Consider the following 13,055-nt stretch of genomic DNA (forward strand, 5'->3'; position numbering starts at 1 on the left):
GGAAGCGTCCCCGCCCCTCAGGCCGCCAACCCGATCCGCTTGATCTCCCACTCCAGCGTAACGCCGCTGGTTTCCAGCACCCGGCGGCGGACCTCCTCGCCGAGGCCCTCGATTTCGGCGGCGGTGGCGCCGCCGAGATTGATCAGGAAATTGGTGTGCAGCTCGGATACCTGCGCCTTGCCCATCACAAGGCCCCGGCAGCCGGCCGCATCCACCAGCTGCCACGCCTTGTGACCATCGGGATTCTTGAAGGTGGAGCCGCCGGTGCGGCTCTTGACCGGCTGGGTCGCCTCGCGGGACGCCGTGATGCGGGCCATCTCGGCCTGGATCTCGGCCACGTCGCCCGGCGTGCCCCGGAAGGTCGCCTGCGTGAAGATCACGTCGTCGGGCACCGCGCTGTGGCGATAGGTGAAGCCCATGTCGGCCAGCGACAGGTCAAGGATACGGCCGTTGCGGTCCACGCCACGGGCGCCGACCAGAACATCCTTCACCTCGCCGCCATAGGCGCCGCCATTCATGCGCAGCGCGCCGCCGATGGCGCCGGGGATGCCGCGCAGGAACGCCAGACCCGCCAGCCCCGCCTCGCCCGCCACGCGGGCCACCTTCACATCCGCAGCGCCCGCGCCGGCGGTGATGATCTCGCCCTCCTGCGCGATGTCGGAAAAGGCCCGGCCGAGGCGGATCACCACCCCCGGCAGGCCGCCGTCACGCACGATGAGATTGGAGCCGAGCCCGATCACCGTCACCGGCAGATCGGCGGGAAGCCCGGCCAGCGCATAGGCCAGATCCGCCTCGTCGGCGGGCTCGAACAGCACCTGCGCCGGGCCGCCGACGCGGAACCACGTCATGCCCGCCAGCGGCGCATTGGCCTTCAGTGACCCGCGCAGTTCAGGCAGGCGGGTGGCAAGGTCGGGCACGAGATCGGGGAAGGCGGGCGCAGTCATGGGCCGGGCTTTAGCGCTTCGGCGACGCGCGGACAATGCGGGGCGTCCGCAGGTCCCTCAGAGCACCACCACGCCCTTGTGCTTGGCCTCGGCCTCGGGCTCCACGTGAATGGTGATGACGGTATCCTCCATCTCCGTCTCCAGCGCATTCTCGATGCGGTCGCAGATGGCGTGGGCGGCGGCAACCGTCATGTCGCCGGGCACCACCAGATGGAACTCCACGAAGGTCATGCGCCCGGCATGGCGGGTGCGCAGATCATGCGCCTCGATGGCTCCGGCGGCGTGGGTGGAGACCAGCTCGCGGATACGCGCCACCACGTCGGGCGGCGGAGCAGCATCCATGAGGCCACCCACGCTCTCGCGCATCAGGCCCCAGCCGGTCCAGAGGATGTTCAGCGCCACGAGGCCCGCCAGAAGCGGATCGAGCTGCGGCCAGCCGGTGACGGGGACCAGCACGAAGCCCGCCAGCACGCCGATGGAGGTGATGACATCGGTCATCAAATGCTTGCCGTCCGCCACCAGCGCCGGGGAGCGCCAGGCCCTGCCGACCCGCAGCAGGACCATGCACCAGAGCGCGTTGATGACGGTGGCCGCACCATTGAGCAGCATGCCGTTCAGCGGCTGGTCGGGGAAGCGCGGGTCGAGGAAGCCGTAATAGGCCTCGCGCAGGATGGACAGCGCGGCGAGGACGATCAGCACGCCTTCCAGCACGGCGGAAAAGTATTCCGCCTTGTGGTGGCCGTACTGGTGGTTGTCGTCGGCGGGCCGGCCGGAAATCCGCAGCGCGATGAAGGCGGCGAGTGCGGCGGCCACGTTGATGATGCTCTCAAGCGCATCGGACAGAAGGGCGATGGAGCCAGTGACCCAATAGGCCGCGCCCTTCAGGCCCAGCACGATGAGCCCGATCAGAACGCTTGCGGCTGCCACCTGTAGGTTGCGGCTCATGAAGCGTCCCCGGAGGCTGGTATCGGTAGATGCGGGATGCCTAACGTTTCACGTTCGCAGACGCAACAGCACGGGGCGCAGGCGGCCTGTGCTTAACGGGCAAAGCTCAAGGCCGGGGCCGCGCCCTCACAGACCGCCGATCCGGTTGATGAGCTTGATCAGCTCTCCCTGCCGCCGGACGTCGGTCTTCTGGAAGATGGACTTGAGGTGGTGGCGGGCGGTGCCGATGGAAATCTCCAGATTTTCGGACACCTCCGACAGATCCATCCCCGCCCCCAGCTTCATTGCCAGACGCACCTCGGCCGGCGTAAGCCCGAACAGCGCCTTGAGCTTCTGCGGATCCACGCCGGCCGAACTGCCGAGGTCGTTGACCACGATGAGGGCGCGGGCACCGCCCAGAATGTCGGTGAGGCCGGCGACGATGGGCAGCCCCGAGACGACGATGGCCTTCTCGCCCGGGCGCTCGATGACGGTCCAGTCCTGCTGCCCCTTGGCCGCAAGGTCCCGAAAGGGCGCGATCATGCGGGCGATGAGTTTCTGCAGGCCCCGGTCATTGGCGGGATGGCGCGCCTTGAGACGCCCGTGCACCACGTCCAGATCCACGCCGAGAAAGGGCTCCGTGCGCGGATTGAACTTCAGCACCCGCCCCGTGCCATCGAGCATGATGGCGGCCCGGTCCATGCCTTCCATGGCATCGAGGGCCGCCTCGCCCTGTTTCAGGGCGAACAGTTCCACCAGCGACAGCACGCGGGTGATGTGCGGCCGCAGCAGCCGCAGCGGCTCCATCTCCGCATGGGAGAGCGGCCCCTGCACGTCATTCCGCAGCAGCACCAGCCCGTACTGCCTGTCATCCTTGCCGACGCCCATGGCGCCCCACCAGGGCAGGTCCCAGGGCCGCAGCCATTCATTGTGATAGGCGCTGCGGCGGCGTTCGCTCTCGGTGGAGATGTCATGCTCCACCAGCATGGTGCGCCCCTCTCGGAAGGCGGGCCACGCGCGCGCGCCGCGCAGATCGCGCTGGTACCAGCCGGAGGTGACGAAATCCTGGATCGGATCGACAAGGCCGGGCGACACCGGCTGGGCGATGAGCGTCCGGCTGCCGTCGCTGGAGGCGAGGCAGGCGCCCACGGCGTTCATGGACCGCGCCATGTCGTCAAGGATCCGGGGCCATGCATCCGGCTCCAGAACGGCATCGTACAGTCGATCGAGAAAGAACTCAGGCCCCGAATTGTGCATCTTTCAGAAATTTCTGAAATAAACCGTATGCTATGCTTATTTAATTGTCACAAATATTGCTGCATAAGTCCAGACTTCGGGCACCTAGACTAATGGATCGTCCGGATTTTCGCGAACGTCGGCGCGGTGCCGGACGCAGTTGGCCTGTGGTTGCTTAACCGGCAAAGCTTAGGGTTCGGCAGCAAACCGGACGAGGATCTGGTCGACGGCGTGTTCAAGCGCATCGAGCTGCTGGGCATAGATGTCCCACAAGATCGCTACATCGACGCGATTGTAGACATGCCGGAGGTGATTGCCGAGATCGGCGATCCGCCGCCACGGCACGTCCGGTGCAACCTCCTGCTTCCATGCCTCCGGCACATGCCGGGAGGCTTCGCTCAGGATTTCGAGGAACCGCTCATAGGCTGCGCGGACCATCCGATCCGCCACCAGAATGTCAGGGGAGCGGCCTTCAAGAAGAGCGCGGATATCCTCGATGCTCTGCTTCATGTCACGAACACGAAAAATTTCGCGCTCGCCCATCAGAACACCTCGATCCCGTCCCGCGCCAATGTGCGCCGGAAGCTGTCGTCGAGGCTGCGGCGCATGAAGATGTTGGCGGAAAGGCCCACCTTGTCTTCGATCTGGTGTGCAACGCCGACCAGATCAATCAGCGAAAACCGCGAATTGGGCTCGACCTCGATAGCCACATCCACGTCGCTGTCGGGCCGATGGTCGCCACGGGCGCGGGAGCCGAACAGGGCGAGCCCGGTCACGCCTTCGGCGCGCAGCTGCGGCTCAAGGGCGATGAGAGCGTCGATCAGTTCGCTGCGCGAAAGGGACATGGGCGGATCATAACACAATCCGCCCCCGTCCCGCCCCGAGCGCCCTCAGTGGTCGAGCTTCTCCAGTTCGCCCGGCAGGGCATAGGCCCATTGCGAGATGGTGCCGGCGCCGAGGCAGACCACATAGTCGCCGTCCTTCGCCAGCTTCGAGACGATGCCCGCCAGCGCCTCCGGCCCTTCAAGCGCCGTCACCGAGCGATGGCCGCGGGCGCGAAGACCCTGCACCAGATGCTCGCTGTCGGCGCCCGCGATGGGCGCCTCGCCCGCCGCATAGACCGGGGCCACGATCACATGGTCGGCGTCGTTGAAGCAGGTGCAGAATTCGTCGAACAGCGAAGCCAGCCGGCTGTAGCGGTGCGGCTGCACCACGGCGATGACCTGCTTGTCGGTCGCCGCGCGGGCGGCACGCAGCACGGCGGCGATCTCCACCGGATGGTGGCCGTAATCGTCGAAGATCACCGCGCCGTTCCACTCGCCGGTGCGGGTGAAGCGCCGCTTCACACCGCCGAAGCCGCCGATGGCTTCGATGATGCGGTCATCCGTCACCCGCAGTTCGCGCGCCACCGCGATGGCGGCGGTGGCGTTCAGCGCATTGTGCTTGCCCGGCATGGGCAGCTTCAGGCCGTCGATGCGGTGCTCGGCAGTGCCGGCGCGATCGCGGAACACCACGCCGAAGCGGGTGATACCGCCGCGCAAGTCCACATCCACCAGCCGCACGTCCGCCTGCGGGTTCTCGCCATAGGTGATGATGCGCCGGTCCTCGATGCGGCCGACGAGGGCCTGCACCACCGGGTGGTCGATGCACATCACCGCGAAGCCGTAGAAGGGCAGGTTCTCGATGAAGGTGCGGAAGGCCTCCTGCACCTTGTCGAAGGTCTTGAAGTGGTCGAGATGCTCGGGATCGATATTGGTGACGATGGCCACTTCCGCCGGCAGCTTCAGGAAGGTGCCGTCGCTCTCGTCCGCCTCCACCACCATCCAGTCGCCGCCGCCGAGGCGGGCGTTGGTGCCATAGGCATTGATGATGCCGCCATTGATGACGGTGGGGTCGAAGCCGCCCTTGTCCAGCAGGGTCGCCACCAGCGAGGTGGTGGTGGTCTTGCCATGGGTGCCGGCGATGGCGACGCAGCTCTTCAGCCGCATCAATTCCGCCAGCATCTCGGCCCGGCGCACCACCGGCAGGCGCTTGGCACGGGCGGCCAGAAGCTCGGGATTGTCGCGCTTGATGGCGGAGGAGACCACCACCACCTCGGCGCCCTCGATATTCCCGGCCTTGTGGCCCACGGTCACGGCGATGCCGTTGTCGCGCAGGCGCTTCACATTGGCGCTCTCGGACACGTCCGAGCCCTGCACGGTGTAGCCGAGATTGTTCAGCACCTCCGCGATGCCGCTCATGCCGATGCCGCCGATGCCGACGAAATGAATGGAGCCGAGGGCCTCGGGGAGCTTCATCGCAATCTATCCAACTTGAGTCTGGGCCGGTGCACCGCCGGCAAGACGTGCCACCACATCCGCCAGCCGGTCGGCGGCGTCGAGCACGCCGGCGCTTCTGGCGGCATCCGCCATCTGCGTCAACGTTTCCGGGGTCGCGGCAAGGCGCCGGATCTCCTGCGCCACCCGCTCCGGGGTGAACTGGGCCTGCGGGATCGTCACCGCCCCGCCGACGGCTTCGAGCGCTTTGGCGTTGGCCGCCTGATCCTGATCGATGGCCCCCGGCAACGGCACGAGAAGGCTTGGCCGGCCAAGGGCCGCCAGCTCCGCCACCGTGGAGGCGCCGGAGCGCGAGATGACGAGATGGGCGCCCGCCATGCGGGCCGGCAGGTCCTGGAAGAAGGGCGCCACCTCGGCGGCGATCCCGGCCTGCGCATAGGTGCCCTGCACGCGCGCCATGTCCTCGGCGCGGGCCTGCTGCACCACGCGGAGACGGGCGCGGGTGCCCGAATCGAGGGCGGCAAGGCCGTCCGGCACCACGTCCGACATCACCCGCGCGCCCTGGCTGCCGCCGAACACCAGCACGTTGAGCGTGCCGTCCGGGGTGGGCGCCGCATAAGGCGTGGCGGTGGCGGCGAGCACGGCGGGGCGCAGCGGATTGCCGGTCCACACCGCCTTGGCCTTCAGCGCGGGATTGGTGTCGAGAATGCCGGGAAAGCCGGTCGCTATGGATTGCACGCGCTTGGCTAAAAGCCGGTTGGCGCGACCCATGACGCCGTTGGCCTCATGCACGAGGCTCGGCACGCCGAGCACGGTGGCCGCGAACAAGGGCGGAAGCGTCGGATAGCCGCCGAAGCCCACCACCACGGCGGGCTTCACCCGCCGCAGCAAAGCCAGCGCCGACACGAAGCCGCTGCCCAGCGCGAACAGGGTCTTGGCCATGGCGACGGGCGAGCGCCCGCGCACGGTGTCGGCGGAGATGACGTGCAGTTCACGGGCCGGGAAGTGGCCGGCATATTTCGCCGCCCGGCTGTCGGTGACGAGATCCACCGCAAGGCCGCGCCGGGTGAGGGCGGCGGCCAGAGCCTCGGCCGGAAACAGATGGCCGCCGGTGCCACCGGCGGCGAGCAGGATGAGAGGCGCCACGGTGATGCCTCAGGCTGCGGTGCGGCGGGCGGGGCCGCGGGTGACGAGCATCTGCGTCGGGGTCACGGGCACCGGAGGGGCCGGCGCGGGAGCGGGCGTGGAAGCGGTCGCGGCCTTGGCGGCAGGCGCCGGGGCGGGCTCCTCGCTCGGCAGGTCGCTCTCGTGATGGCCGTCGATGGGGGTGGCGAACACCGCATCCTTGGGCATGTGCATGGGCTCGGAGAGCGCCGCCATGGCGGCCGCGCCCGGCCGGCTGCGGGAGAGCGCCAGCAGCATGCCCATGCCGAAGGCCAGCGAGATCAGGGATGAGCCGCCATAGGAGATGAAGGGCAGCGTCATGCCCTTGGCGGGCATGATGTGCACGTTCACCGCCATGTTGATGCTCGCCTGCAGGCCGAACAGCAAAGTGAGGCCGGTGGCGGCGAAGCGGTTGAAGGGGTCCTGCTCCTTCAGCGCGCGATTGAGGCTGCGCAGGATGATGAAGGCGAACAGCGCCAGCAGGATCATGCACAGGATGATGCCGAACTCCTCCGCCGCCACCGCGAACACGAAGTCGGTGTGGCCGTCGGGGAGAATGCGCTTCACGGTGCCTTCGCCCGGCCCCTGCCCCAGCCAGCCGCCGTGGCGGAAGCTCTCCAGCGCCGTCTCGACCTGATAATTGTCGCCGGTGCCGGGATCGAGGAAGCGGTCGATGCGCTTGGTCACGTGCGGCACGAACTGATAGGCGACGAACAGCCCGGTCGCGCCCGCGCCCACCATACCCACCATCCAGATCCAGCGCAGGCCGGCAAGGAAGAACAGCGCACCCCAGACGAGACAGACCAGCGTGGTCTGGCCGAAGTCCGGCTGCAGCACGAGGGGCAGCGCCACCGAGCCCAGCAGGCCGACCGCGAGCAGCTGCGCCGGCATCTCGGGGCGCTTGGTGCTCTCGGAGAACAGCCACGCCGCCAGCACCACGAAGGCGGGCTTCAGGAATTCGGACGGCTGCACGGTGACGCCGGCCAGATTGAGCCAGCGCCGGGCGCCCTTCACCTCGGGGCCGATGACGAGGGTGGCGCAGAGCAGCACGAGGAAGACGCCGAACACCACCATGCAGATGCGCCGGATGGTGCGCGGCTGCAGGAAGGAGGTGCCGAACAGCACGCCGATGGCGGGGATGAGGAACATCACCTGCCGGTCCACGAAGTGGAAGGGATCGGCGATGCCGAGGCGGGCCGCCACGGGCGGGGACGCGGCGAGGCAGAGCACGATGCCCACCATCATCAGGACGAGGAGGCTGCCCAGCAACAGGCGGTCCACCGTCCACCACCACTCGCTCAGGACGGTGCGGTCGGCACGCGACATCATCGGGGAAATACTCCGGCGGAATTTGCCGGACACCATGGCGCAGGCTTGGTTGACGGGGGATTAAGGGCAGGCCGTCACATGCATGTCAGAGAGTTACCGTCCCGCTTCCGGTGCCGTCGTAAGGACACGGACGGGTGGTATTCGCCCCGCTCTTCAACGCCTGTTGATTGAATTTGCTCCAACCTGGTCGTATGCGTGACCCCCATGGACATCCAAGCCTACGCCGAAAAGCCGCCGATCTCCGCGCCGGGCTATCGCCCCCGTTCGGAAAAGCCCGCCCCGTTCCTGCCCATGAGCCGCGCCGAAATGGCAGCGCTGGGCTGGGATGCGTGCGACATCGTGCTGGTGACGGGCGATGCCTATGTGGATCATCCCTCCTTCGGCATGGCCATCATCGGCCGCCTGCTGGAGGCGCAGGGGTTCCGGGTCGGCATCATCGCCCAGCCCGACTGGCAGTCGGCCGAGCCCTTCAAGGCGCTGGGCAAGCCGCGCGTCTTCTTCGGCGTGACCGGCGGCAATCTCGACAGCATGGTCAACCGCTACACCTCCGACCGCAAGCTGCGCCATGACGACGCCTATACGGCGGGCGGCGAGGGCGGACGGCGGCCGGATCGCTCCACCATCGTCTACACGCAGCGCTGCCGCGAGGCGTACAAGGACGTGCCGGTCATCCTCGGCGGCATCGAGGCCTCGCTGCGCCGCATCGCCCATTACGACTACTGGTCCGACAAGGTGCGCCGCTCGATCCTGGCCGACGCCAAGGCGGACCTGCTGATCTACGGCAATGCCGAGCGCGCCGTGGTGGAAGTGGCAAACCGCATCGCCGATGGCGAGGCCCCGCGTGATCTGGAGGACATCCGGGGCGTGGCGCTGTTCCGCAAGGTGCCCGAGCACTATCGCGAACTGCCCGCCGACGATCTCGACTCGGCCGACGAGGCCGCCGCCCGCCTTGCCGGCGACACGGTGATCCGCCTGCCCTCCTACGAGCAGGTGGAGGGCGACAAGGAAGCCTATGCCCGCGCCTCCCGCGTGCTGCACCGGGAGGCCAATCCCGGCAATGCGCGTCCGCTGGTCCAGCGCCATGGCGACCGCGACCTGTGGCTGAACCCGCCGCCCATCCCGCTCACCTCCGAGGAGATGGATGCGGTCTACGATCTGCCCTACGCCCGCGCGCCGCACCCGTCCTACGGGGATGCGAAGATCCCGGCGTGGGACATGATCAAGTTCTCGGTGACGGTGATGCGCGGCTGCTTCGGCGGCTGCACCTTCTGCTCCATCACCGAGCACGAGGGCCGCATCATCCAGAACCGCTCGGAAGGCTCGATCCTGAAGGAGATCGAGAAGATCCGCGACAAGACTCCGGGCTTCACGGGCGTGATCTCGGACATCGGCGGGCCGACCGCCAACATGTACCGGATGGCCTGCAAGGATCCGAAGATCGAGGCCGCCTGCCGGCTGCCGTCCTGCGTGTTCCCGGACATCTGCCCGAACCTCAACACCTCCCATGACGACCTCATCCGCCTCTATCGCAAGGTGCGCGAGGTGAAGGGCGTGAAGAAGGTGATGGTGGCCTCCGGCGTGCGCTACGACCTCGCGGTCAAGAGCCCAGAATACGTCAAGGAACTGGTGACGCACCATGTGGGCGGCTATCTGAAGATCGCCCCCGAGCACACCGAGCGCGGGCCGCTCGACAAGATGATGAAGCCGGGCATCGGCACCTATGACCGCTTCAAGGAGATGTTCGAGGCCGCGGCGCAGGAAGCGGGCAAGAAATACTATCTGATCCCGTATTTCATCGCCGCCCATCCCGGCACCACCGACGAGGACATGATGCACCTCGCCCTGTGGCTGAAGAAGAACCGCTACCGGGCCGATCAGGTGCAGACCTTCCTGCCCTCGCCCATGGCCACCGCGACCGCCATGTACCACACCGGCGTCAACACGCTGAAAGGCGTGCGGCGCGGGGCCAGCGATCAGGTGGAGACCATACGGGGCGGCCGCCAGCGCCGGCTGCACAAGGCGTTCCTGCGCTATCACGACCCGGACAACTGGCCGCTGCTGCGCGAGGCGCTGAAGGAGATGGGCCGCGCCGATCTCATCGGCTCCCGGCCGGAGCAGCTGGTGCCGGCCCATCAGCCGCCGGGCACCGGCAAGGCCGCCACCACCAAGCGCCCCGTGCGCCCCAACAGCCGGGGCATGAAGCCCTTCACCACCAAGGGCGTGCCGCTGCCGAAGCGGTGAAAGGCGGCTGGCGCGTTCGTGAACACGCGCGGGCCGTCAGAAGGCACAAACTTGCCCTACGTTAACCGTGGCGCAACCATATTCCATGCCCATTAGCGTGAGGACCACCGGGCTGCGCGATGCGCGGCGAGAAGGGTTGAGCGATGGCGGTGCAGACGACCGGAACGACCATGACGACGCGCAAGACGGGCACCATGACGGTGCGCGCAGGCGTCAGACGCGGATGGGCGACCGCCCTCGCCGTGGCGGCCTCCGTGACAGCCATCGTGCCCGCCGTCGCGCAGGCCCAGACCACCGGCTCCATCTTCCAGGGGTTCCAGCCGCAGCAGCAGGCCCAGCCGCAGGAGCGCGCCGGCCATCCGCTGATGCAGCCGGAGGCCATCGCGCAGGCGCAGGCCAATTTCCCCAACTGCATCGCCGCCATGCAGCCGCTGGCGCAGGCCAAGGGCGTCTCGCCCGCCGTCTATAACCAGATCGTCGCCGGGCTCCAGCCCGACATGAAGATCATGGACTATATGGACAGCCAGCCCGAATTCTCGCGCACCATGGGCTCCTATGTGGACATGCTGGTGAGCGAGAAGCGCATCGCCAAGGGCCGCGAGATGCTGGCCCAGTACAAGTCCATCTTCGACCGGGTCGAACAGGCCTATGGCGTGGACCGCTACGCCATAGCCGCCATCTGGGGCATCGAATCCAGCTATGGCTCGCCGGGCGGCATGGGCTCGCGCCCGGTGCTCCAGTCCACCGCGACGCTGGCCTGCATCGGCCGCCGGCAGGACTATTTCCGCGACGAATTCGTCGCCACCGTGCAGATCATCGCCAAGGGCGACGTGCCCGCCGACCATCTGAAGGGCTCGTGGGCGGGCGCCTTCGGCCCCACCCAGTTCATGCCCACCTCGTTCCAGCGCTTCGCGGTGGATTTCGACGGCGACGGCCATCGCAACGTGGTGGATTCCATCCCCGACGTGATCGCCTCCACCGCCAACAACCTCAAGCTCGACGGCTGGAAGTTCCGCGAGACCTGGGGCTATGAGGTCGTGCTGCCGCAGAATTTCGACTATCGCTATGTGGACCGCTCCAAGCGCTACACCATGGCGCAATGGGCTTCGCTGGGCATCAAGCGGCCCTCCGGCATGGCCTTCCCGCGCCCCGGCGACACCGCCTTCCTGCTGCTGCCGGCCGGCGCCAAGGGCCCGGCCTTCCTGATGCTGCCGAATTTTTCGGCCATCCTGAAATATAACCCGGCGGACGCCTATGCGCTGGCCATCGGCCATCTGGGCGACCGGCTGCGCGGTGGCGGGCCATTCGCCCAGTCCTGGCCCAAGGAAGAGCGCGCGCTCTCCCGCGCCGAGCGCATCGAGATGCAGACCCGCCTGCTGCAGATGGGCTACGACATCGGCAATCCGGACGGCATCCTCGGCACCAAGTCGCGGACGGCGGTGCAGAACTTCCAGAGCCGCGCCGGCATGGTGCCGGATGGCTATCCCAACCTCGAAGTGCTGGCGCGCATGCGCCAGTGACGCGGGGCTGACACCTGGACATGAAAAGAGGCCGGCGGGGCAACCCGCCGGCCTTTTTCATTCCGCCGCCCTCACATGAGGCAGGCGCACCGTGAGGCGCGCACCACCGCCGGGCCGCTCCGCGATGGACACCGCGCCGCCCAGGCTCTCGACGATCTGCTTCACGATGGTGAGCCCCAGCCCTGCCCCGCCGGTGGCCCGGCTGCGGGAGGCTTCCATGCGGTAGAAGGGCTCGAACACGCGGGTGCGCTCCGCCTCGGGAATGCCCGGCCCGCGATCCTCCACCACCAGCGCCACCTGATCGCCCTCGATGGTCACGCGCACCTCGGCGCTGCCGCCATAGGCAATGGCGTTGCCGATGAGATTGGCCGCCACGCGCTTCAGCGCCGGGGCGGCGCCGGAGACGAGGCAGGGGCCGGCGGGTGGCGTCATCGCCACCTGCGCGCCCACCGCCTGCCGGGCGGCGCATTCCTCGCCCACGATCTTCGCCAGATCCACCGGCGCGCCGCCTGGGGCGGCAAACGTGCCGCGCGCGAAGGCGAGCGCATCGTCCAGCAGGGTCTGCATCTCCTCCAGATCGCCTTGCGCGCGCGCCTTCTGCGGATCGTCCGGCAGCAGTTCGAGGCGCAGGCGCAGGCGCGTGACATAGGTCTTCAGATCATGGCTCAGCGCGCCCAGCACGAGGCTGCGGTTGCGCACCAGCTCAACGATGCGATTCTGCATATCGTCAAAGGTGACGATGAGGCTGCGCACATCGGGCGCGCCGCGCGGCGTCACGGGCTGGGGCTCCAGCCGCGCGCCGAACCGCTCCACCGCCTGCGACAGATGGGAGAGCGGACGCGTCTCCCGCCGCACCGCCCATACCGAGGCGAAGGCGACGCCGAGCCCCAGCAGGCCCGCCAGCAGGCCGACCGGAATGCCGAACAGCCGGGCGATCAGTTCGCCGGTGGCATCCACCTGCAGATAGCCGCCGTGTGCCAGTTCCACTTCCACCCGCAGATGGGGCGCGCGCCATTGCAACAGGAGCGGCCGCAGCAGCCGGGGGACCTGCCATTCGGCTTCCACCCGCGCCGAAATGGCGCGCGACGGATCGGAGATCTGCGCGCGCAGCCGCTTCTCCACGAAGGCCAGCACATCCGCATCGGGGGCGGGCGGCACCGCGTTCGGGGTGATGTCGGTGCTGAAACCCGGCACTGTGGCCGCCCGCAGCACCAGCGCGCGCTGCTCCGGCGGCACGGTGTCCAGCAACGCCACCAGCGCCACCATCTGCTCGATCATCGGCCCGTTCAGCGCGCCGCCCGTGGTGGGGCGACGGTCGAAGAAATAGGCGGCCGACATGAGCATCTGCATCGCCACCAGACCGGCGGCGATGATGAGCGCGAGGCGGGCGGCAAGGCCGAGGCGGGCCATGTCAGTGGGTC

At 68.1% G+C, this 13,055-nt stretch carries 11 protein-coding genes; 2 read left to right on the forward strand and 9 right to left on the reverse strand.

Annotation, left to right across the window (positions count from 1 at the left end; translation table 11 throughout):
* Positions 1-17: 17 nt before the first annotated feature.
* The 8 genes from murB to ftsW form a co-directional block, all read right to left on the reverse strand.
* The gene (murB, locus tag IEW24_RS19080; RefSeq protein ID WP_188581608.1) at positions 18-944 is read right to left on the reverse strand and encodes a UDP-N-acetylmuramate dehydrogenase; all 927 of its coding nucleotides are present in this window, start codon (positions 942-944) and stop codon (positions 18-20) included.
* A gap of 57 nt (positions 945-1,001) precedes the next feature.
* A complete protein-coding gene (locus IEW24_RS19085) occupies positions 1,002-1,889 on the reverse strand; it encodes a cation diffusion facilitator family transporter (RefSeq protein WP_188581609.1) in 888 nt (295 codons plus the stop codon).
* A 126-nt stretch (positions 1,890-2,015) separates the two neighbouring features.
* Positions 2,016-3,038, reverse strand: a complete 1,023-nt coding sequence (locus tag IEW24_RS19090; RefSeq protein ID WP_188581611.1) for a helix-turn-helix transcriptional regulator — start codon at positions 3,036-3,038, stop codon at positions 2,016-2,018.
* A gap of 255 nt (positions 3,039-3,293) precedes the next feature.
* The gene (locus IEW24_RS19095) at positions 3,294-3,647 is read right to left on the reverse strand and encodes a HepT-like ribonuclease domain-containing protein (protein ID WP_188581613.1); all 354 of its coding nucleotides are present in this window, start codon (positions 3,645-3,647) and stop codon (positions 3,294-3,296) included.
* Positions 3,647-3,949, reverse strand: a complete 303-nt coding sequence (locus tag IEW24_RS19100; protein ID WP_188581615.1) for a nucleotidyltransferase family protein — start codon at positions 3,947-3,949, stop codon at positions 3,647-3,649. The genes IEW24_RS19095 and IEW24_RS19100 overlap by 1 nt, the downstream gene beginning before the upstream one ends.
* A gap of 45 nt (positions 3,950-3,994) precedes the next feature.
* Complete coding sequence (murC, locus tag IEW24_RS19105; RefSeq protein WP_188581617.1) at positions 3,995-5,401, reverse strand: UDP-N-acetylmuramate--L-alanine ligase; 1,407 nt, start codon at positions 5,399-5,401, stop codon at positions 3,995-3,997.
* 6 nt (positions 5,402-5,407) lie between these two features.
* Complete coding sequence (gene murG / locus IEW24_RS19110) at positions 5,408-6,532, reverse strand: undecaprenyldiphospho-muramoylpentapeptide beta-N-acetylglucosaminyltransferase (RefSeq protein WP_188582100.1); 1,125 nt, start codon at positions 6,530-6,532, stop codon at positions 5,408-5,410.
* Between the two features lie 3 nt (positions 6,533-6,535).
* Positions 6,536-7,873, reverse strand: coding sequence for a putative lipid II flippase FtsW (gene ftsW / locus IEW24_RS19115; RefSeq protein WP_188581619.1), 1,338 nt, complete (start codon positions 7,871-7,873; stop codon positions 6,536-6,538).
* Between the two features lie 204 nt (positions 7,874-8,077).
* Here ftsW and IEW24_RS19120 point away from each other — a divergent pair, with 204 nt between their 5' ends.
* Positions 8,078-10,114: a YgiQ family radical SAM protein gene (locus tag IEW24_RS19120; protein WP_188581621.1), complete on the forward strand. Its 2,037-nt coding sequence runs from the start codon at positions 8,078-8,080 to the stop codon at positions 10,112-10,114.
* A 194-nt stretch (positions 10,115-10,308) separates the two neighbouring features.
* Positions 10,309-11,634 (forward strand): lytic murein transglycosylase, encoded by a 1,326-nt coding sequence (locus tag IEW24_RS19125; RefSeq protein WP_188582102.1) that lies wholly within the window; start codon positions 10,309-10,311, stop codon positions 11,632-11,634.
* Positions 11,635-11,691: 57 nt separating this feature from the next.
* Here the strand turns inward: IEW24_RS19125 and IEW24_RS19130 are convergent, their stop codons facing one another.
* A complete protein-coding gene (locus tag IEW24_RS19130) occupies positions 11,692-13,044 on the reverse strand; it encodes a sensor histidine kinase (protein WP_188581622.1) in 1,353 nt (450 codons plus the stop codon).
* Positions 13,045-13,055 lie beyond the last annotated feature (11 nt).

The sequence above is a fragment of the Azorhizobium oxalatiphilum genome (assembly GCF_014635325.1).
GTDB classification, from domain to species: Bacteria; Pseudomonadota; Alphaproteobacteria; order Rhizobiales; family Xanthobacteraceae; genus Azorhizobium; species Azorhizobium oxalatiphilum.

What these genes read in the sequence shown, in the direction of transcription:
- murB (WP_188581608.1), bottom strand. Translation starts at nt 944, where the DNA reads ATGACTGCGCCCGCCTTCCCCGATCTCGTGCCCGACCTTGCCACCCGC.
- IEW24_RS19085 (WP_188581609.1), bottom strand. Translation starts at nt 1,889, where the DNA reads ATGAGCCGCAACCTACAGGTGGCAGCCGCAAGCGTTCTGATCGGGCTC.
- IEW24_RS19090 (WP_188581611.1), bottom strand. Translation starts at nt 3,038, where the DNA reads ATGGCGCGGTCCATGAACGCCGTGGGCGCCTGCCTCGCCTCCAGCGAC.
- IEW24_RS19095 (WP_188581613.1), bottom strand. Translation starts at nt 3,647, where the DNA reads ATGGGCGAGCGCGAAATTTTTCGTGTTCGTGACATGAAGCAGAGCATC.
- IEW24_RS19100 (WP_188581615.1), bottom strand. Translation starts at nt 3,949, where the DNA reads ATGTCCCTTTCGCGCAGCGAACTGATCGACGCTCTCATCGCCCTTGAG.
- murC (WP_188581617.1), bottom strand. Translation starts at nt 5,401, where the DNA reads ATGAAGCTCCCCGAGGCCCTCGGCTCCATTCATTTCGTCGGCATCGGC.
- ftsW (WP_188581619.1), bottom strand. Translation starts at nt 7,873, where the DNA reads ATGATGTCGCGTGCCGACCGCACCGTCCTGAGCGAGTGGTGGTGGACG.
- IEW24_RS19120 (WP_188581621.1), top strand. Translation starts at nt 8,078, where the DNA reads ATGGACATCCAAGCCTACGCCGAAAAGCCGCCGATCTCCGCGCCGGGC.
- IEW24_RS19125 (WP_188582102.1), top strand. Translation starts at nt 10,309, where the DNA reads ATGACGGTGCGCGCAGGCGTCAGACGCGGATGGGCGACCGCCCTCGCC.
- IEW24_RS19130 (WP_188581622.1), bottom strand. Translation starts at nt 13,044, where the DNA reads ATGGCCCGCCTCGGCCTTGCCGCCCGCCTCGCGCTCATCATCGCCGCC.